This is a genomic window from Catenulispora sp. MAP12-49, assembly GCF_041262705.1.
Lineage (GTDB): Bacteria > Actinomycetota > Actinomycetes > Streptomycetales > Catenulisporaceae > Catenulispora.
This window is the reverse complement of record NZ_JBGCCP010000001.1, coordinates 164,394-184,006: the sequence shown is the minus strand read 5'-3', so window position 1 is coordinate 184,006 and position 19,613 is coordinate 164,394. Positions and strand designations below refer to the sequence as shown.

Annotated in this window: 14 protein-coding genes; 8 read left to right on the top strand and 6 right to left on the bottom strand. The window is 71.0% G+C overall.

Annotated elements, in window-relative coordinates; all coding sequences use genetic code 11:
* Positions 1-57: 57 nt before the first annotated feature.
* The gene (locus ABIA35_RS00785) at positions 58-1,596 is read right to left on the bottom strand and encodes a glycosyltransferase family 87 protein (RefSeq protein ID WP_370340014.1); all 1,539 of its coding nucleotides are present in this window, start codon (positions 1,594-1,596) and stop codon (positions 58-60) included.
* A 60-nt stretch (positions 1,597-1,656) separates the two neighbouring features.
* The gene (locus ABIA35_RS00780; RefSeq protein ID WP_370340015.1) at positions 1,657-4,593 is read right to left on the bottom strand and encodes a transglycosylase domain-containing protein; all 2,937 of its coding nucleotides are present in this window, start codon (positions 4,591-4,593) and stop codon (positions 1,657-1,659) included.
* A 395-nt stretch (positions 4,594-4,988) separates the two neighbouring features.
* Here ABIA35_RS00780 and ABIA35_RS00775 point away from each other — a divergent pair, with 395 nt between their 5' ends.
* From ABIA35_RS00775 to ABIA35_RS00750, 6 genes are all read left to right on the top strand, one after another.
* Positions 4,989-5,594, top strand: coding sequence for a PadR family transcriptional regulator (locus ABIA35_RS00775; RefSeq protein WP_370340016.1), 606 nt, complete (start codon positions 4,989-4,991; stop codon positions 5,592-5,594).
* Between the two features lie 128 nt (positions 5,595-5,722).
* The gene (locus ABIA35_RS00770) at positions 5,723-6,802 is read left to right on the top strand and encodes an inositol-3-phosphate synthase (RefSeq protein WP_370340017.1); all 1,080 of its coding nucleotides are present in this window, start codon (positions 5,723-5,725) and stop codon (positions 6,800-6,802) included.
* A 182-nt stretch (positions 6,803-6,984) separates the two neighbouring features.
* On the top strand, positions 6,985-9,498 hold the full coding sequence (locus ABIA35_RS00765) for a cell wall-binding repeat-containing protein (RefSeq protein WP_370340018.1): 2,514 nt from the start codon (positions 6,985-6,987) through the stop codon (positions 9,496-9,498).
* A gap of 173 nt (positions 9,499-9,671) precedes the next feature.
* A complete protein-coding gene (locus ABIA35_RS00760; protein ID WP_370340019.1) occupies positions 9,672-10,601 on the top strand; it encodes a hypothetical protein in 930 nt (309 codons plus the stop codon).
* Positions 10,602-10,718: 117 nt separating this feature from the next.
* Positions 10,719-11,534, top strand: a complete 816-nt coding sequence (locus ABIA35_RS00755; RefSeq protein ID WP_370340020.1) for a DUF1684 domain-containing protein — start codon at positions 10,719-10,721, stop codon at positions 11,532-11,534.
* Between the two features lie 84 nt (positions 11,535-11,618).
* On the top strand, positions 11,619-12,074 hold the full coding sequence (locus ABIA35_RS00750) for an Rrf2 family transcriptional regulator (RefSeq protein WP_370340021.1): 456 nt from the start codon (positions 11,619-11,621) through the stop codon (positions 12,072-12,074).
* A 43-nt stretch (positions 12,075-12,117) separates the two neighbouring features.
* Here ABIA35_RS00750 and ABIA35_RS00745 read toward each other — a convergent pair whose 3' ends face one another.
* The 3 genes from ABIA35_RS00745 to ABIA35_RS00735 form a co-directional block, all read right to left on the bottom strand.
* A complete protein-coding gene (locus ABIA35_RS00745; RefSeq protein WP_370340022.1) occupies positions 12,118-12,360 on the bottom strand; it encodes a hypothetical protein in 243 nt (80 codons plus the stop codon).
* 93 nt (positions 12,361-12,453) lie between these two features.
* Positions 12,454-14,859 (bottom strand): protease pro-enzyme activation domain-containing protein, encoded by a 2,406-nt coding sequence (locus ABIA35_RS00740; protein ID WP_370356104.1) that lies wholly within the window; start codon positions 14,857-14,859, stop codon positions 12,454-12,456.
* A 103-nt stretch (positions 14,860-14,962) separates the two neighbouring features.
* Entirely contained in the window at positions 14,963-16,507 is a 1,545-nt protein-coding gene (locus ABIA35_RS00735) for an MFS transporter (RefSeq protein WP_370356102.1), read from the bottom strand.
* A 151-nt stretch (positions 16,508-16,658) separates the two neighbouring features.
* Here ABIA35_RS00735 and ABIA35_RS00730 point away from each other — a divergent pair, with 151 nt between their 5' ends.
* Entirely contained in the window at positions 16,659-17,702 is a 1,044-nt protein-coding gene (locus ABIA35_RS00730) for an Lrp/AsnC family transcriptional regulator (RefSeq protein WP_370340025.1), read from the top strand.
* Positions 17,703-17,855: 153 nt separating this feature from the next.
* Here ABIA35_RS00730 and ABIA35_RS00725 read toward each other — a convergent pair whose 3' ends face one another.
* The gene (locus ABIA35_RS00725; RefSeq protein WP_370356100.1) at positions 17,856-18,536 is read right to left on the bottom strand and encodes a hypothetical protein; all 681 of its coding nucleotides are present in this window, start codon (positions 18,534-18,536) and stop codon (positions 17,856-17,858) included.
* Positions 18,537-18,867: 331 nt separating this feature from the next.
* Between ABIA35_RS00725 and ABIA35_RS00720 the strand changes: the two genes are divergently transcribed.
* On the top strand, positions 18,868-19,491 hold the full coding sequence (locus ABIA35_RS00720) for a hypothetical protein (RefSeq protein WP_370356098.1): 624 nt from the start codon (positions 18,868-18,870) through the stop codon (positions 19,489-19,491).
* Positions 19,492-19,613: the final 122 nt, after the last annotated feature.

Sequence of the window (19,613 nt, the reverse complement as noted above, 5' to 3'; positions counted from 1 at the left end):
GTCCGCGCCGGGGGCGCCGTGTGGTGTTTTCTTTCCCCGTGTGCGCCAAGCCCGGACTCAGACCGCGGCGAGTTCGGGTTCGGCGGACGCGCCGCCGGTGCCGTGGCTCGCGCGGTGCGAGCGCGGCTGCGCCCAGGCCCAGACGTCCGGGCTGTCCGCCAGGGCGCCGCCGGCCGGGTCGTCGTCGATGCCGTCGGCGCGGACCGGGTCGCGGCGGGGGTCGAGGATGTCTCGGACGATCTGCACCATCATGTAGACGATGCCGCCGAGGTGGATCATGATCGCCCAGACATAGAAGTTGTCCGGCAGGCCGCGGGTGTTGCCGTTGCTGGGTCCGGCCTGCCAGACCAGGTAGTACCAGACCGCCACGTAGTAGGCGACCTCGCAGCTCTGCCAGATCAGGAAGTCGCGCCAGCGCGGCCGGGCCAGCGCCGCCAGCGGGATCAGCCAGAGCACGTACTGCGGCGAGTACACCTTGTTCAGGAGCACGAAGACCGCGACGGTGAGGAACGCCAGCTGCGCGAAGCGCGGCCGGCGGCGGGCCATCAGGCCCAGCAGCGCCACGCCGAGCCAGCCGGCCAGGACCAGGGCGATGATCACCACGTTCTTGTTCGGCGGCTCCCAGCCCCACCAGTGGCGGATCGCGAACCACGGCGAGCCCAGGTCGATCGGGCGGTTGTCGTTGAAGGTGAAGAAGTACTTCCAGCCCTTGAAGGCGAAGATCATGACCGGAGCGTTCACCGCCAGCCAGGTCACCACCGCGGTGCCGGTGGCCTGCGTCCACTGCCGCATCCGCCCGGCCCGCCAGCACAGCACCAGCAGCGGGATCAGCAGGAACACCGGGTACAGCTTCGTCGCCGAGCCCAGGCCCAGCGCGATGCCGGCGACCACCGGCTTGTTCCGGGCCCAGGCCAGCATGCCGACCGAGGCCAGCGCCACCGCGATGAGGTCCCAGTTTATGGTTCCGGTCAGCAGCAGCCCCGGAGCCAGCGCGAACATCGCCGCGTCCCAGGGCCTTCGTCCGGCCAGGCCGATGATCGCCAGGACGCAGACGAGTGAGAAGACGATCAGGAACCACGTCGTGATGTTGTAGAACCACCGCACCTGGTCCGGGGTGTCGGCGCCGATCTTCTGCGCCAGCAGCGCGGCGGTCTCCATCGTCGCGCCGGCGACCACCGGGTACTCCAGGCCGTAGTTGCCGCTGGCCGGGTCGGTCTGCCGGTACGGGGTGAGGTTCTTGTCGAACCCGCGGCCGTAGTACATGTACGGCACGTCGGTGTAGCACAGGTGGTTGTACTGCTGCTTGCCCGTGCCGTTCCAGGCCGTGGCGTAGCACGGGGAGCGCTGCGCCACGCCGAGGCCGAGCGTGAGCAGGGTGAGCAGCAGCAGCACCCGGGCGACCGTCCGGATCGCGGTGCCGGACCCGAGCCTGGGCCGGAACGCGCGCACGCCCAGCGGGCCGCCCACGGCGTCCGAGGCGGCGTTCACCACCGGGTCGTCGAGGGAGGGGGCGACCAGGACCGGTGCCGCCGCCGCGCCCCGGCCCGCCGGATCCCCCGACGGGCCGCTCTCCTGCTCGCTCACGTCCGAACTCACTTGCACATCGTGCCTTACCCCGCCGTTCCCCGTCTGCATGTCCTGGCAAAGATTCCGACGTCAGCCTGTCGGCAACCCGAAGCCGGGCGAGGACGAACTGGTCGTGCTCGTCGTCTCACAGCCCGGTGCCTGCGGGTTCTTGCTGCACCTGCTCGACGGCGTGGACGGCGAGGTGTTGGTCGGGCCCGTCGTGGTGGTGTTCGAGGGGCCGGTGCCGGTCGGCTGCTGCTGCGAGGTGGTGTCCGTCGAGGGCGGCGCCACGTTGACGCACTGGCCCGAGGCCGGGTCGTACTGCAGCGGTGCCTGGCACAGCGGCGCCTGCGTCGACGTCGTGGCCTTCGTCGGCGTCGGGGTCGGCGTCGGGCTCGGCGTCGAAACGAACACCGACTGGCAGTTCGCCTCCGAGCCGGTCGGCGTGCCGGGCAGGTTCGAACCGGAGGCCAGGGTGCCGGGCTCGACCGACTGGCCGGGGCTCACCAGGTTGGAGATGCCCGAACAGGTCGGCGCGTAGGCCGGGAACGGTTTGGCGAAGGTGTCCTTGTGCCTTTCCAGTTCCTTCTTCATGAACGCCGACCAGACCGTGGTCGGCCAGTCCATACCGTTGATGCGTGTCGTCTGGTCGTCGTAGCCCAGACCCTTGATCGATTCCAGGGACCCGTCCGTCGTCGATCTGAAGATCGCCACCGAGGTCGCCAGGGATGAGGAGAATCCGGTGAACCAGGCCGAGTGGTTGAAGTCGGTGGTACCGGTCTTGCCGGCCAGGTTGCCGTTGGCCTCGGCGACCAGGGCCGCGGCGTTGTTGTTCGCGTAGGCGGTGCCGCCCTTCTGGAGCACGCCCTGCAGCGCCTGGGTGACGCCGGCCGCGGTGTTCGCGGACATCACCTGCTTGTTGACGTTGCCGTCCTTGCGCAGCGCCGGCGGCGTCCAGACGACCTGGTTGGTGCGCTGGTCGATGATCTCGCTGACCTGGATCGGCTCGTGCGCGACGCCCCCGTTGGCGAAGGTGCCGTAGACGTTGGCCATGCGCATCGGCGTGATCTCGGCGGTGCCCAGGGTGAGCGAGGGGACCGGCAGAAGGTCGGAGGTGCCGGACTTCAGGCCCAGCGACTGGGCCATGTTGTAGACCGCCTGCGGGGTGATCGCCGGGTCCAGCTCCAGCGAGACGAAGACCGAGTTGAGCGACAACGCCAGACCCTGCTTCAGGGTCGCCATGCCGTTGAAGCCGTTGGCGCTCTCGTCGTCCTCGTTGGGCGGATACAGCTTGGAGTCACCGTGGGAGTCGGTGTACGTCATCGGCTGCTTGGCCCCCGGCGGCCAGTACAGCGGCTTGGAGTTGCTGCCCTCCTCCATGCTGTCCAGGGAGAACTTGCCGGTCTGCAGCGCGGTCGCCAGCGTGATCGGCTTGAACGTCGAACCGACCTGCACGCCGCCCTGCAGGGCGTAGTTGAAGGAGTTCTTGGCGTAGTCCTCGGTGCCGTCGGTGCCGGTGTAGAACGACTTCAGCTCACCGCTGTGCGGGTCCACCGCGGCGAACGCCAGGTGGATGTTGTTGTCGGAGGCGTGTTTCGTCGGGTTGAACTTGCCTTCGCCGTTGTAGCTCTCGCCCTTCCACAGGGCGTCCGCCGCGTCGTGCGCGTCGTTCATCATCACGTGGTTGTACGTGGTGACGATCTTGTACCCGCCCTTGGACAGGTTGTCGATGTTCGCGTACTTCTGCGTGGCCGGGTCGTTGGGGTACTCGGACGACTGCGCCGCGAGGAAGGCCGTGGCGGCGTCCTTCATGTACCCGACGTACCCGGTGAGGTTCGGCGGCTTGAAGTCGATGACCTTCGGCAGGTTGTTCTCCAGCGGACTGGTGGCCGCCTTCGGCACGAAGCCGTACTGCGACATGTTCGCCAGGATCGCGTTGTACCGCTTCTCGAAGCGGTCGAACGTCTTGGGGTTGTCGGTGCGCGCCTTCGCGTTGGCCAGGGCCGTGGAGAAGTTCGAGGGGTCGTTGACCATGGCGGCCAGGAACGCGGCCTCGCCGACGTTGGCCTCGGTCATCTGGCTTATCGGGTGGCCGAAGTAGGCCCGCGAGGCCGCGTCGATGCCGTAGGCGCCGCGCCCGAAGGAGATCTGGTTCAGGTACCCCAGCAGGATCTGCTGCTTGCTCTCCGTGTGGTTGAGCTTTATGGAGATCATGACTTCGTTGATCTTGCGGCCCAGCGTCTGGTCCTGCGACAGGTACGCGTTCTTCACGTACTGCTGGGTGATCGTCGATCCGCCCTGGGTCTGGCCGCTGCCGAACAGGTCGTTCAGCGCCGAGCGGGCCACACCGGTGAACGACACGCCCGGGTCGCTCCAGAAGGAGTAGTTCTCCGCCGCGACGAACGCGTTCTGGAACACCTTCGGGATCTGGTTTATGTCGTTGACCTGGTAGTAGTTGACGCCGATGTTGGCGAACTGCTCGGTGCCGTCGTCATACGTGTAATAGGTCGGGTTGCCGGCCGCGATGCTGTTCTTGACCTGCGGGATCGTTGTGCTGGCGTACGCGTAGGCCACCGCGCCTATGACCACGAACAGGAAGCCCAGGAACATCGACAGCACCTGTTTGATGGAGGGCATCCAGTGCCGCCACCCGCGCTTGCCGTAGCGCGGGTAGTTGATGAACTTCATCCACCAGTCTTTGGGCGGCAGCTCGTCCCGGCGGCCGCCGCCGCCGGACCGGCTCGCGGTGCGGCGTCCGGGGCCCCGCCGGCCGCCTCCGGAGGCGACGTCGGCCGGCTCCTGGCCGTAGCCGTCGTCATAGCCGCCGCGGCTGTCGTAGGACCCGTACTCGTCGTACTCGTCGTACTCGTCGTCGTCGCCGCGCCGGCCGCCGCCGCGCTTGCCGAACATGCCGGACAGCTGGTTGGTGAGCCCGTCGAGCTTGTCGGAGAGGCCGCCGCCGTTGGCCGACCGGCGCCCCCTGGATCCGCCGCCACCTCCGGCGCGCCGACTGCCGTGCTCGCTCATACCTCGGTCCACCTCACCTGAGTCCTCTGTGGAGCCACGTCTGCCGCACGCCCCCTTGCCGGCCGGCGGCTGGCGGGTGGGAAACCGCCATGCACCGGCTTGCTCGCGGAGACGCCCGAAACCGGTCAGCCGGTTGCGATCCCGCCCCCGCCCCGGACGCGCTAGAGCGACAGGGTACGCCACGGACCCATGCGGACAGTGGGACTGGCGGCGATGTGTCCGATTCGCCCCGGCAACCTGGGGACTTGTGCGGGGCGGCGGGCACCCGCTAACGTCTCGATGTATCGGAGCGATACATCGAGCGGCTGTATCGAGTTGGTGTATCCGCCCGATGTATCGGGAGCGACGGCGTACGAACCGTACGGCGCGCACGGTCGGTGAAGGAAGGAGCAGCCATGGCGAAGCGGTCCCAGATCCTGGAACTGGCCGTCCTCGGCCTGCTCCACGAGCACCCGATGCACGGCTATGAGCTGCGCCGTCAGCTCAACGTGCAGCTCGGGGCCTTCCGCGCGCTGTCCTACGGGACGCTGTACCCCTGCCTGAAGGACCTGGTCGCCCGTGGCTGGATCGCCGAGGACGACACCCAGACCGCCAACGTCGCCGCCTCGCGCCGGGCCAAGATCAGCTACAAGCTGACCGCGGAGGGCAAGGAGCGGTTCCAGGAGCTCATGACGACCTCCGGTTCGGCGGCCTGGGAGGACGACAACTTCGGCGTCCACTTCGCGTTCTTCGGGCGGACCAACGCCGGCGTCCGGATCCGGATCCTCGAGGGACGGCGCAGCCGTCTGGAGGAGCGGATGGAAGCGGTGCGGGGCTCGCTCGCCCGCAGCCGCGACCGGCTGGACTCCTACACCCTGGAGCTCCAGCGGCACGGCCTGGAGAGCACCGAGCGCGAGGTCCGATGGCTCAACGAGCTCATCCGGACCGAGCACGAGCAGGCGTTCCCAACGCCACCCCAACAGCAACCCCAGCAAGGCTCCCCGGAGCCCCGGCCCTCCTAGCGCCCTCGCGGCGCGGAGGTCATCCCCGAGGCCCGGTCGAAGCCGGCCGGCCACTGTCCCCATTTCCATAAAGCAGGAAACAACGTGCCCGTTTCCCCCGGGCGCGGCAGATGAAGGAGAAACCGTTCATGGGTTCGGTTCGAGTAGCGATCATCGGCGTCGGTAACTGCGCCGCCTCGCTGGTGCAGGGCGTCGAGTACTACAAGGACGCCGACCCCAACGCCAAGGTCCCCGGCCTGATGCACGTCCAGTTCGGCCCCTACCACGTCAGCGACCTGGAGTTCGTGGCCGCGTTCGACGTGGACGCCAAGAAGGTGGGCCTGGACCTGGCCGACGCCATCGGCGCCAGCGAGAACAACACCATCAAGATCGCCGACGTCCCGCCGACCGGCGTGACGGTGCAGCGCGGCCACACCAACGACGGCCTGGGCAAGTACTACCGCCAGACCATCGTGGAGTCGGACGCCGAGCCGGTGGACATGGTCGCCGCGCTGAAGGCCGCCAAGGCCGACGTCGTGGTCTGCTACCTGCCGGTCGGCTCGCAGAGCGCCGTGGAGTACTACGCGCAGGTCGCGATCGACGCCAAGGTGGCGTTCGTGAACGCGCTGCCGGTCTTCATCGCCGGCACCAAGGCGTGGGCGGACAAGTTCGAGGCCGCCGGCGTGCCGATCGTGGGCGACGACATCAAGTCCCAGGTCGGCGCGACCATCACGCACCGCGTGCTGGCCAAGCTGTTCGAGGACCGCGGCGTCGTGCTGGACCGCACCATGCAGCTGAACGTCGGCGGCAACATGGACTTCATGAACATGCTCGAGCGCGAGCGCCTGGAGTCCAAGAAGATCTCCAAGACCCAGGCCGTGACCTCGCAGCTGTCCCACGACCTCGGCGCCGGCAACGTGCACATCGGCCCGTCGGACTACGTGGCGTGGCTGGACGACCGCAAGTGGGCGTACGTGCGCCTCGAGGGCCGCGCCTTCGGCGACGTCCCGCTGAACCTGGAGTACAAGCTCGAGGTGTGGGACTCCCCGAACTCCGCCGGCGTCATCATCGACGCGGTGCGCTGCGCGAAGATCGCCATGGACCGCGGCATCGGCGGCCCGATCCTGTCGGCCTCGTCCTACTTCATGAAGTCCCCGCCGGTGCAGTACTTCGACGACGAGGCGCGCGACGCGGTCGAGAAGTTCATCAAGGGCGAAGTCGAGCGCTGATTTCAGCCCTGGTCCACGACCTGACAACCCCGGGTCCCGCAGCATGCCGGACCTGGGTTTGTCCAGTCGTCTAGACCATGGGCCGTAGAAGATTTACGCCTCAAAATACTGCCCCGGGCCTGCTCAGGCCCGGGGCAGTTCGCGTAGGCTCCCGGAGGCATTGAATACGCAAGGAGTCTTACATGGGCCGCAAGCGCGAAATATCGGTCATATCGAGTCTCGTGGTGGCGGGGGCGGCCTTCGGCGGTAGCGTCGTCTCGGCACCCAGCGCCTCAGCCGCGAGCATCACGGTCTCCGCCTCCGGTGCGGACGTCGTGGCGATCAACCCCGCGGAGTTCTCCGGCGCCGCGCCGACGGACCAGGTGAGCACGCAGCTCGCGCAGGTTCTGCGCAACTCCGCGCGGTACCTGGGGACCAGCTGGTACACGAGCACGTACAACAACAGCCTGGCTTCCGACGGGTATCTGAACCTCGACATCCCCGGGGCCGTCCCCGAGCAGACCTTCCGCCTTCCGGGCATGGCGGCGTTGTCCATCGCGACCTCGGTCAAGCTGGGCGACTGGGACGCCGGCGCCTCCGGGATCAGCGCGGACGAGGCCGAGAACCGCGCGGCCACCATGGTGCGCTCGCTCGCCCACCGCTACTACGCGAACAACTCCCTGGCCGGGGTGTCCACGTGGGGCAACAGCTGGCAGTCGCCGCTGTGGGCGTTCTACACCGGCCAGGCGGCCTGGCTGGTCTGGGACAAGCTGTCCCCCTCCGAGCGCGACGACGTCGCGCGCATGCTGGCCGACGAGGCGAACCACCTGAGCACCGGCAACGATGTCTTCCTGACCTCGGACAGCGGCAGCCAGCAGCTCTACCAGTACAACAAGGGCGGCACCGACGTCACCCCCGGCGACACCAAGGCCGAGGAGGACAACTACGCCGCGCAGCTGCTCGGGCTGGCCGTGGCGATGATGCCGAACCACCCCAACGCCGCCAAGTGGCAGCGCCGCAACGAGGACCTGCTGATCGCGGACACCGCGACCCAGGCCGACCTGTCCAACCCGGCCGTGGTCAACGGCCGCCCGCTGAACCAGTGGCTGCAGGGCTGGAACGTGCAGCCCGACGGCACCGTGCAGAACCACGACATCCTGCACCCGGTGTACATGACGGCGCTGGACCAGTCGCTGCAGCAGGTCGGCACGTTCCAGCTGGCCGGCAGGTGCGCGCCGCAGGCCGTGAAGGACAACGTCGGCCTGGTCTACAACGCGCTGACGAGTGTGACGTCGTACAAGTACGCGCCGGACCCGAACAACCTCAGCCAGTACGTGACCCCGGCCATCTCCAACAAGGACGGCCACCCGATCTACGAGTCGGCGACGAACCCGCAGATCAACTACCCGCAGGGCAACGACTGGGGCCTGCAGTTCCCGGACTACTACGGGTCCTTCGACGCCCTGGTCGGCACCTACGGCCTGGCACCGACCGCGGACACGAACGCGGCCACCCACCTGCAGGCCGAGATCGGTCTGCAGAACCGGTTCAACACCGGCCAGACCTACGTTCCGTGGAACCCGGTCACCACGCCGGCGAGCCAGGCCGAGAACTCCTACGTCGGGGCCGAGCAGCGGATCGGCCAGATCTCGGCGCAGGCCTACATGGCCGAGTTCCTGAACCACCACAGCCAGGCGTGCTTCGACAACTCCGGCAACCCGACCCCGCCGAACGTCCCGCCGGCCCAGCCCACCGCGGTCTCACGACTGGCCGGCAGCGACCGCTACGGGACCGGCGTCGCGGTGTCGCAAGCCCAGTGGTCCAACGCGGGCGGGGACAACACGCCCCGCGCGATCGCCGACTCCGTGGTGCTGGCGCGCGGCGACAACTTCCCGGACGCGCTGGCCGGCACGCCGCTGGCCAAGCGGGACCGCGGCCCGCTGCTGCTGACCGAGCCGACGTCGCTGAACCCGTTGACCGCCAACGAGATCAAGCGGGTCCTGCCCCGGGGCAAGACGGTCTACATCCTCGGCGGCGACCAGGCGGTCTCGCCGAAGGTGCAGCAGCAGTTGGTGGGCCTGGGCTACAACGTCGTGCGCTTCGGCGGCGCGGACCGCTTCCAGACCTCGCTGCAGATCGCCCAGCAGGGCATGGGCTCCCCGCACCAGGTCGTGGTGGCCACCGGCCTGGACTTCGCCGACGCCCTGGCCGCCGGCCCGCTGGCCGCCGATGAGGGCAACGCGATCCTGCTGTCCAACGGCAAGACGCTGGACCCGGGCACCAAGGCCTACATCACCGCCGCCCAGCGCAAGAACGGCGCCGCCGACCCGGCCTTCCACCTCAACGCGGTGGGCGGCGCGGCGGTCACGGCGACCAAGTACCTGGGCAGCCAGTCGCACGCGCTGATGGGCGCCGACCGGTACCAGACCGCCGCGGCGGTGGCCGCGCGGTTCGCCGCCGACATGCCGGTGACCCAGTTCGGCATCGCGACCGGCATGTCCTTCGCCGACGCCCTCACCGGCGGCGCGTACATGGCCAACGCCAACGAGCCGCTGCTGCTGACGGCGCCGACGGTCCTGGCGCCGGCGGACACCGGCCTGCTGAGCGGGATGCGCAGCCAGCTGTCCGCGGTCGCGCTGTTCGGCGGCCCGGTGGCCATCAAGCAGGTGGTGATGGACCAGATCGCGCACGCGGTCGGCGGCGTCGAGAAGCGCTGACGCTTTATCTCTAAAGCGATACGGAGCCCGTCGTCCGAGGAATCCCCTTGGACGGCGGGTTTTTCCATTGACTTGAGCTTTACTCAAGGGATTATTTACAGAACCCTGATACTCAAGCACATTCCTTCGTGGGGCCCGATCGGCCCGCCGCTGCCACCCCACGAAGGAGACCCATGCGCACGATCCGTATGGCCGCGCTCACCGCTGCCGCCGCCACCGCCTTCACGATGTCGATGCTGTCGATATCGACGTCCTCGGCCGCAGGCGTGAGCCACTTCGGTGCCAAGCCCGTCGCCAAGAGCATGTCGCGGGCCGCTGTCCCGGCCGCCAGTGGCGAGACGCTCTCATTGCAGACCAACGGCAAGACCGGCGTGGTGTCCCCGGCCCCCAAGGTGTACCTCGTCTTCTGGGGGTCCCAGTGGTCCAAGGACCCGGCGGGCGTCGCCCCCGACATGCAGAATCTGTTCAAGGGCCTGTACGGCTCGTCCGACACCTGGGGCACGATCCTGACGCAGTACTGCGAGAACGCGCCGAAGGGCACCACGAAGTGCCCCTCGACCGCGACGTTCATCCAGCACCCGAGTTCCTCGGCCCTCGGCGGGGTCTGGTTCGACAACGCGGCGGCCGCTCCGGCGAACGCCACGCAGGCTCAGATCGGCTCGGAGGCGGGCAAGGCCGCCAAGCACTTCGGCAACACGACCCAGGCGCCGAACCTCAACGCGCAGTACGTCGTCCTGTCCGCGACCGGCACCCACCCGGACGGCTTCCCCAACAGCGGCTTCTGTGCCTGGCACGACTTCACCAGCAGCAGCTACGGCAAGCTGGCCTACACGAACATGCCCTACGTGCCGGACCTCGGCGCGGGCGCCTGCACCACGCTCACCGACGGCCGCCTGCTCTCCGGCATCGAGTCCACCGAGACCCACGAGTACGCCGAGACCGTCACCGACTTCTGGCCGACCGACGGCTGGAACAACACCGCCAACGGCGAGATCGGCGACGAGTGCGAGAACCTGGACGCCTACGAGACGCTGACGACCGGGACGTTCGACGTGCAGGGCCTGTGGTCCAACAAGGCGAACGCCTGCGTGACGCACGGCTGATGAGACGCGCCGGGGCCGGACGGCGGGCACGGAGCGGCCCGCCGCCGGAATACCTGTAGCTTTCCCGGACGTTGCCCCGACCAAGGCAATGCCCATAGGGAAGCTAGGGAGTCCAGCATGACCGAGACGGAGCCGACCACGACGATCCCCGCCGCCCCCGCGGAGTGGAATCAGTGGGCCGACGAACGCGACGCCTCCGTCTCCGCCGAACACGGCGTGCTGGCCCTGGTCGCGACGCACTGGCTGGACGAGGGCCCGGCGGCACCGATCGAGGGGCTGCCGGGCCTGTGGGCCGCCGAGGGCGACCGGGTCGGCGTCACCGCCGAGCCCGGCGACGCGCTGCTCGTCGAGGGCGTCCCGGTCGACGGGACCCGGCTGCTGAACCCGGACCTCGCGCCGGATCCGACGGTGCTGTTCCACCAGGGCCGCAAGCTGGTCCCGATCATCCGCGAGGGCGCTCTGGCGGTGCGGGTCTACGACCCCGAGTCCGAGAACCGCCGCGCCTTCGCGCGGATCGAGCGCTTCCCCCACGACCCCGCGCTGGTCTTCGCGGCGCGGTACGAGCCCTATGTCCACGGCCACGTCGAGCAGGTGCTGAACGCCGACGGCCGGCAGCGCGGGCTGGCCCTGGACGGCGACCTCGTCTTCGAGCACGAGGGCGGCCAGTACCGGCTCGCCGCGACGCGGGACGCCGACGGGAGCTTCGACGTGACCTTCGGCGACGCCACCAACGGGCCCGACACGTTCGGCTTCCGCCAGCTCGCGGTCCCGGCCCCGCACCCCGGCACCAGCACGACGGTCCTGGACTTCAACCGCGCGCAGCTGCCGCCGTGCGCCTTCAGCGACCACTTCATCTGCCCGGTGCCGCCGGTCGGCAACCGGCTGGAGCCGGCGGTGGCCGCCGGCGAGAAGCGGCGCGAGGCGCGCCCCTGACCGGAGCGCGGGGCCGGGCCGCGAGCGGTCGCGCACCCAATTCCCACGGAACCGATGGGTTTACCGGCTGTTAGCATCGGCAGCGTGCAGATCTCAGCAAAAGCCGACTACGCGGTCCGGGTGATGCTCGAGCTCGCGGCCCACGGACCGGACCTGGTGAAGTCCACGGTCCTGATCGACCACCAGGGCCTGCCGCGCAAGTTCGTCGAGTCCATCCTGGTCGAGCTGCGCCGCGCCGACCTGATCCGCAGCCACCGCGGCGCCGAGGGCGGCTACAGCCTGGCCCGCCCGGCCTCGGCCATCTCCATCGGCCAGGTGATCCGCGCCGTCGACGGGCCGCTGGCCGAGGTCCGGGGCCTGCGCCCGCACGAGACCGAGTACAGCAACGCCGCGCAGCACCTGTCGGACGTGTGGGTCGCGGCGCGCGCGGCGCTGCGCAAGGTGCTCGACGAGACCAGCCTCGCGCACGTGCTCAGCGGGAAGCTGCCGGCGCACGTGCGCCGGATGGCGGAGTCGCCGGAGGCCTGGCTGCCGCGGTGAGGACGGCGGTGAGGACGGCGCGGTGAGAATGGCGCGCGGTCCCCTACTGCCCCGGCGCGCCGCCGTCGTGCTGCGTGCTGCAACCCGCCCCGGACTGCTGCCCCGACCACTGCCACGGCGCGCCGCACCAGGTGTTCGCGAAGTCCAGAGTCCCCGGGGCCGGCGGCGCGGTGGTGGCGTCCGGGCCGAGGGGGAGGGGGCCGAGGCTGACGTCGGCACTCGCGGCGGAGGTGCCGCCGGCGACGACGCACAGGGTCAGGGCGGCCAAGCTTGCGATCTTGCGCATGAGGGTTCCTTCCGATCAGCTCAAGGCGCCCAACCGCCCGCGCCGCCGACCGGTCACGGCCCTTGACCCCATCGGGCGAACGCCCGGCGGCCTTCACCCCTCTTTCTTGTCGCCGTTCTTGTCGCCGTCGACCTCTTCCTTCGGAGCCGGCTTGTAGGAGGTGATGTACGCCGCCGTCGGCGAGCCGAGCCCGGTCGCGGTGTCGTATCCCCTGCGGGCGCGCAAGCCGTGGTCCGCGCCGAGCTTGAACAGGCGCGCCTCGTGCACGGCGCCGAACATCCCGTGGTCCACGACGGCCGAGATCGTCTTCGGCGCGCCCTTCGGGCTCGCGACGATGTCGGTGAGCTGCTTGGTGCCGGCCCGCTTGTACAACGCGGGGTTGGCGAAGCCCAGCGCGCCGCCGGCGGCCTGCATGGCGTCGGCCTGGACCGCGACGAACATCGGGGCGGCGGCCGAGGTGCCGCCGACCACGTCCTGGCCGTAGCCGCCGAGCGTCGGGTCGGTGTGCCCGGTGAGCACGGCGGTCAGCAGGTCGCCGTCCATCGCGACGTCGGGCACGGTGCGCATCGGGGTGAGGCTGGCCTTGCCCTTGGGGTGCGCCAGAGCCGCCGGCACCACGCCCTTCTGGTACGCCGGCCGGCCGAAATCGGTGCTGGCGCCGCCGCCCCCGCCGAAGTAGAACTGCCCGGGCAGCGGGGCCCACTTGCTGCCGTCGCCGGACAGATCCGAGCGCAGGTCGCCCATCGGCGCCTCCCAGTGCCGGGTCCCGTCCGGCGCGAGGGCCAGCGCGGTGCCGCCGACGGCCGTCACCCACGGCGAGGCCGCCGGCCACTCCAGCTGCGGCCGCCCCGACCCCTGGTCGCACCCCGGCCCGTCCAGCCCCGCGGCCTGGTCCCCGCAGTCGCCGGTGGCGAACGCGAACCCGATGCCCTCGGCCGCGCCGGCGGTGAAGATCTGCTCCTCCTGCGCGACCAGCGCCGGATCGATGTCCCCGCCGGCGGAGTGCATGATCTCCCCGAACGACCCGGTGACCAGGTCCGCCGCGTGCTTGTCGACGACCGAGGCCAGCGCTGCGGCGATGTCCGAGTCCTGACACGAGGCGGCGCCGAAGTAGTGCACGACCGCGTCCGGCGCCAGCCCGTGCGCCATCTCGACGTCCAGGGCCTCCTCCCCGCCCCACGCCGCAGGGGTCTCACACACGTCGTCCCCGAGATGCTTCCACGCCCCGCGGTCCACGGATTCCAGGTACTGACCGGTCCCGAACGCCTTGTCCCCGACCGACTTCGCGAACCTGTCGGCGTCGGGGTGCATGGTCGGCGAGCCGTAGGCGTCGACGATCCCGATGATCGCGCCCTTGCCGCTGAACCCCGACGCGGTGACCCCGTACGCGGCGCGCAGCCGCTTCGGGCTGTACCCGCAGGCCACGAGCGGATCGGGCTTGTTGTACCCCTCCGGCAGCCCGGTGGCGGGGGAGCCGCCCCAGTCGCTGGAGCAGGCGGCGGACGTGGTGGCCGGCAGGGTCGGATCGCCCGCGTCGGCCGGCAGGCTGCGCTTGATCGGGCCGCCGACGATGACGGGGCCGCCCGAGGCGCCAGGGCCGCTCGGCTGCATGGGGCCGCCGGGATTCACGCCTGTGGTGGGGCTGCCCGGTGCCACAGTGCCGTTGGCGGTGGGTGTTCCGGGACCGTTCGGCTGCATGGGGCCGCCGGGATTCACGCCGACGGTGGGGCTGCCCGGTGCCACGGGGCCGTTGGCAGTGGGCGTTCCGGGGCCGCTCGGCTGCATCGGGCCGCCGGGATTCACTCCGACTCTGGGGCCCGACGGCGCCACGGGACCGTTGGCGGTGGGCGTCCCGGGACCGCTGGGCTGCATCGGACCGCCGGGATCGACCCGCGTGGTCGGGGCCTCGAGCGTCGCCGGCTGCATCGGCCCGCCGGGGTTGATCCCGTCGCCCGGCAGCGCCCTGTGACGCGGGCCCGCGGTGACCCGATACGAGAACTGCCGCATCCCCTGCGGCTCCGGTACCAGCCCCGCGACGCTCGACACGGTCCCGGCCAGCTCGGCCGGTACCGCCGCGGCGGCCCGTGCCTCGTATCCCTCGTCCTCGGTGATCCGCGGCTGCGGCGGGTGGCCGAAGGCCTTCTTGACCTCGTCCGAGGTCCCGGCCACGTCGATCCAGTGGCTGTTCTCGCCGGTGACCCGGAGCCCGCCGTCGGCCAGCCACTGGTGCACCTGCTTCAGCTGCGCCGCCGTCGGCCCGAACTTCTCCTGGACCTGCGCCGGTGTCAGGAAGCGCCGGTACTGCGCGCTGTGCGGGTCCGCCACCGCGGTCGCGAACTGCCGCAACCCGTCCGGGTCGGCGCCGGCCAACCCGATCCGCGCAGTAGTAGGACCATCCACGGACGCCGCGCCCGTGGTCGCCGCCGACACCGCGTTCGGTGCCGCCATCAATGCCGCGGCCGCCAACGTGGCCGTGACGTGCCCGAACCGCCCAACCATGCCAGACTCGCCCTCTGCTCGTCCTACCCGGGAGACCGGGTAGGACATTAGCCATGGCAGAGGGCGAATCCACGGATTTTGATACCTCGCGTGTCGGTGGCTCTCACGCTTCGACGGGAACCACCACGTGTTCGGTCCTCGGCTGCTCCGCCGGTCCGTGACCGCCGCCCTGCTGTCCCGGCCGCCGCACCAGCGCCAGCACCGCGAGCCCGCCGACCGCTCCCATCACGGCCGCGGCCAGGAACGCCGACCGCAGTCCGGAGGCGAACGCCGCGTGCACCACGTGCTCCAGCGCGGGCCGCTGGGCCGCGCCCCCGCCCGCCAGCACGCCCTGGGCCTGCCCGGCCGCCAGCGCGTCGGTCACCGCCGTCGGCCGCGGGACGCCCGCGTCGTGCACCGAGGAGGACAGGCCGGCGTGGAAGACCACCCCGAGCACGGCGATGCCCAGCGCGTTCCCGAGCTGCCGGGCCGTGTTCACCGCGCCGCTGGCCATCCCCGCACGCTGATACCCGACCGCGGCGACCGCCGTCGACACCAGCGTCGGCGTGGCCAGCCCGACGCCGACCCCGCTGACCAGGAGCCCGGGGACCAGCACCGTCCAGCTGGACCCGGTGCCGACCAGCATCTGCAGCGCCGAGCCGGCCGCGATCAGCAGCAGTCCGCCGCCGATCATCACCCCGGGCGGGATCCGGTCCTCCAGCAGCCGCCCCGCCAGCCCGGCGGTGACGAACGCCGCGCCGCTCATCGGGACGAAGCACAGCCCGGCCGTCACCGGGCCCATGCCCAGCGCCGACTGGAGCCACAGCGACTCGTAGGCGAAGTAGGAGAACGCCGCGCCCGACAGCAGCAGCGCGCCGATCATCACGCCGGTGAACGTCCCGCGCCGGAACAGGCTCAGGTCGAGCATCGGGGACCTGCCGCGCAGCTCGGCCACGACGAACGCGGCCAGCGCCACCGCCGCGCCGGCGAACACCCCGACCGTGCGCGCCGAGCCCCAGCCGTAGTCGTTGCCCTTGATCAGCGCGTACGTCGCCAGCCCCGCCGCGGCGGTGAAGGTCAGCAGGCCCGGCAGGTCCGGGCCCGGCCGGTGCTTGCCGCGGGACTCCTCGACATAACGCAGGGTCATGACGACCGCCGCCACGCTGATCGGCAGGTTGACGAAGAAGATCCAGCGCCAGTCCAGGTGCTGGGTGAGCAGCCCGCCCAGGATCGGCCCGGTCGCGGCCGCGGCGCCGCTGACCGCGCCCCAGACGCCGAAGGCGGTGCCCAGGTCGCGCCCGGAGTACAGATGGCTGATCAGGGCGACGGTGGTGGCCAGCATCGCGGCGCCGCCGATGCCCTGCACGGCGCGGAAGGCGATGAGCACGCCGGGGCTGGTGGCCAGGCCGCAGGCCAGCGAGGCCCCGGCGAAGACCACGAGGCCGGCGAGGTAGAGCCGGCGGTGCCCGGCACGGTCGCCGAGGGAGCCGGCGGCCAGCAGGAGCGCGGCCAGGACCAGGGCGTAGACGTCCATGACCCACTGCAGGTCGGCGAACGTGGTGTCCAGGCTTCGGGCCATGTCGGGCAGCGCGACGGTGACGATGGTGACGTCCACCAAGAGCATGAACGTCCCCAGGCAGACCGCGACGAGCGGCAGCCACTTGCGCATGGGGTCCTCCTTGAGGACGCGAAAGGGATCGGTTGGATCGGTTGGATCGGTTGGCCGTCTCGACGGTCCCAGCAGGTGGCGGTATCAAAGGTATCGGCGGCCGGATCCCGGCGGTTTTCCATGCCCGGCCCGGGTGTCATGATGGATTTCCATGACCACTCAGCGCGGAGCCGCGACCGATCCCCCCGACCGGCCGGTCGCGGAGTTCGACCTGCTCGACCGCCAGCTGGCCCAGGCCCTGATGATCGACGGCCGCGCCTCGTTCAGCCGATTGGCCGAGGTGCTCGGCGTTTCCGACCAGACCGTGACCCGCCGCTACCGTCGGCTGCGCGGCGAGGGCCTGCTCCGGGTGATCGGCCTGCCGCTCGGCAACCGGGTCGGCCTCTACCAGTCGAACGTGCGGGTGCAGTGCGTGCCCGGCGCGGCCGGCGCGATCGCCGACGCCCTGGCTCGCCGCCGGGACATCGGCTGGGTGACGATCAACGCCAGCGGCACCGAGGTGTCGTGCATGACCCGCTCCCGGTCCCGGCGCGAGCGCGACCTGCTGCTGCTGGACAAGCTGCCGCGCACCCGGCAGGTCACCGGGGTGTCGGTGAAGACGATCATGCACGTCTTCGTCGGCGGCCCCGGCGGCTGGCCGGGCCTGGCCGCGGGCCTGGGGGCGGACCAGGCGGCCGCGCTGCACCGCGACTTCCCCGCGGCGACCGGCGAGTTCGAGCTCGACGACGCCGACCACGCGCTGCTGGCCGTCCTGGCCCGCGACGGCCGGGCCCCGTACCCGGAGCTGGCCGCCGCCGTCGGCAAGTCCGAGTCGACGGTCCGCCGCCGCGTCGAGCACCTGATCGACAGCGGCGTGCTCTACTTCGACGTCGAGATCCTGCCGATCCACCTGGGCTTCCACGTCGAGGCCATGCTGACGGCCGCCGTCGCCCCCGCCGACCTGGACGCGGCCGGCCGCGCGGTCGGCTCACACCCCGAGGTCCCCTTCGCCGCGGCGACCACCGGGCCGACGAACCTGGCGGCGGTCGTGGTCTGCCGGGAGATCGAGGATCTGTACGAATACCTGACCGGCCGGGTCGGGGCGATCGCCGGGATCGGGCAGCTGGAGGTGGTGCAGGTGCTGCGCACGGTGAAGCGCGCGGGGCTGCTCACGGACGGGGTCCGGCTCTACGACCCGCCGGAGGCTGTGTACTGAGGTGTGCTGAGGCGGTCTCGACTTCGCCGGCCACCGAAGCCTTGCGGACATGCGAAACCGGGCCGCGAACCCCCGCCGCGACCCGGCTCGAATCCCGTGTGAATCGCGCTCAGGCAGTCGGGCTGTCGCTCCCGCGATCCTGGCGAACCGCGCTCAGGCAGTCGGGCCGTCGCTCTCGCTCTCGCCCTCGGTCCACGCCAGCTCGGCGACGGCCTGGTCGAACCGCGAGACCGCGGCGTCCACCCGCGCCTCGTCCGCCCCCGGCCCGGCCTGCCCGGTCAGCGCGATCGAGAGCCAGCGGTGGTCGGGGTCCCCGGCCACCGGCACCACGTACTCGATGTGGCGCGGCCGCGGCGGCTGCGGGCCGTCCGGCTCGGCCGGGTCCTCGTCGGCGGGCTCGGCGTCCGGGTCGGCGCCGGCGCTGCGGTCGATGCGCACCGCGGGCATCCCGGCGATCACGCCGGTGCGCGCGGTCGGGTTCGAGGCGGCGACCCGGGCCACCACGTCGGCCGGCTCGGGCACCGCGGCGCTGGGGATCTTCACCTCGGAGGCCATCACGGTCAGCGCCGGGACCGGCCCCCCGCCGGGCGTCGGGATGTAGAAGTCGATCCCGCCCTTGGCGCGGCCGGCGAGGATCTGCGAGCCCAGCCGGCCGGCGATCAGGCCGCGCCCGGCCTCGGCGGCGTCGGCCGGGACCGCGGCGAAGACCGTGTCCAGGAACGCGTTGACGTCCGCCTCGGCGTGCTCGTCCAGGCGGATCCTGGTCCACCCCTCGCCCAGGTTCAGGCGGTAGTTGATGGGCTTGCTGTTCGCGGTCTCGGCGGCCGTCGACATGGTGCAGTTCCCCCGCGCTGGTGAAGTGTTATGACAGCTTTCGAGTCTACAAAGGCGAACACGTCAGCGGTATCCCGTTCCCTCGGGCGGCCTCACAGCGGATGCGAGCCCTTCTCGGGGCTTGCAGGCTCGGACGGGTGGCCGCCAGCCGGCGGTCCGCACGTCAGAACGAAAGCGAAAGGACGGTATCGCACATGCGTGTGCTGTCTTCCCCGGCCCTCACCCGCGAGCCACGCGCCCACGTGATCGAACGCCGGTTCCGACAGGCCGTACCGATCCGGTGAGCGGCATACGCGGGCCGAGGCTGCTCCGGGTGGGTGCGGCCGCGGCGATGACGCTTCTGGGACCCGCGGCCGCCACGGCCGCGGCGGACACCACCCCCGCGCCGCCCGCCGCCGCCCCGCCGGCCGGCGTGACCGTCGACGTCCTCGGCGGCGCCACTCCCGCCGACGAGCACGCGGCGATCGACTACACGATCGAGCTGCGCGACGCCGCGGACGTCCCCTACCGGCACGTCGCCGTCACGGCCATGCTCCCGCCCGGCTTCCACGTCCTGCGGGCCAGCCCGGCCGCCGACCCAGCCGCCGGCTCGGCCTCGATGCCCACCTGGACCGCGGACCTGGTCCCGGGCCGGCCGGTCGACATCCGCGCCGAGGTCGTCGCCGGGACGGTCCAGGACCTGGCCGAGGCGCCCGCGCCGCTGACCGGGCCCAGCGACGTCATCGACGACGGCTCCGGCTCCGGCGCCATGGCCTGGTACTCGATGTCGGCCTGCGCGCAAAGCGGCCCCGGCGGCGTCCCGGTCTGCGGCCTGTCCCGCCAGCTGCTGTTGAAGACGGACGACGACACCCGCCGGGGCATCGAGGCGATGGTCCTGATCCTCGGGGTGCCGCTGGTCGTCGGCGCCCTGGGCGTCTACGCCTGGCGGGCGCGGCGGGAGCCCGAGATGGATTGAGCCGAGATGGACCGACCCGAGATGGATCGAGGTGCCGCCGAACGCCGAGGCCGACAAATACCGAGGCCGCCGGGCGAAGGTGCCCGGCGGCCTCGGTCGAGGTGCTGTCCTGCTGTTCTGTG

What these genes read in the sequence shown, in the direction of transcription:
- ABIA35_RS00780 (WP_370340015.1), bottom strand. Translation starts at nt 4,593, where the DNA reads ATGAGCGAGCACGGCAGTCGGCGCGCCGGAGGTGGCGGCGGATCCAGG.
- ABIA35_RS00775 (WP_370340016.1), top strand. Translation starts at nt 4,989, where the DNA reads ATGGCGAAGCGGTCCCAGATCCTGGAACTGGCCGTCCTCGGCCTGCTC.
- ABIA35_RS00770 (WP_370340017.1), top strand. Translation starts at nt 5,723, where the DNA reads ATGGGTTCGGTTCGAGTAGCGATCATCGGCGTCGGTAACTGCGCCGCC.
- ABIA35_RS00765 (WP_370340018.1), top strand. Translation starts at nt 6,985, where the DNA reads ATGGGCCGCAAGCGCGAAATATCGGTCATATCGAGTCTCGTGGTGGCG.
- ABIA35_RS00760 (WP_370340019.1), top strand. Translation starts at nt 9,672, where the DNA reads ATGCGCACGATCCGTATGGCCGCGCTCACCGCTGCCGCCGCCACCGCC.
- ABIA35_RS00755 (WP_370340020.1), top strand. Translation starts at nt 10,719, where the DNA reads ATGACCGAGACGGAGCCGACCACGACGATCCCCGCCGCCCCCGCGGAG.
- ABIA35_RS00745 (WP_370340022.1), bottom strand. Translation starts at nt 12,360, where the DNA reads ATGCGCAAGATCGCAAGCTTGGCCGCCCTGACCCTGTGCGTCGTCGCC.
- ABIA35_RS00740 (WP_370356104.1), bottom strand. Translation starts at nt 14,859, where the DNA reads ATGGTTGGGCGGTTCGGGCACGTCACGGCCACGTTGGCGGCCGCGGCA.
- ABIA35_RS00735 (WP_370356102.1), bottom strand. Translation starts at nt 16,507, where the DNA reads ATGCGCAAGTGGCTGCCGCTCGTCGCGGTCTGCCTGGGGACGTTCATG.
- ABIA35_RS00730 (WP_370340025.1), top strand. Translation starts at nt 16,659, where the DNA reads ATGACCACTCAGCGCGGAGCCGCGACCGATCCCCCCGACCGGCCGGTC.
- ABIA35_RS00725 (WP_370356100.1), bottom strand. Translation starts at nt 18,536, where the DNA reads ATGTCGACGGCCGCCGAGACCGCGAACAGCAAGCCCATCAACTACCGC.
- ABIA35_RS00720 (WP_370356098.1), top strand. Translation starts at nt 18,868, where the DNA reads ATGACGCTTCTGGGACCCGCGGCCGCCACGGCCGCGGCGGACACCACC.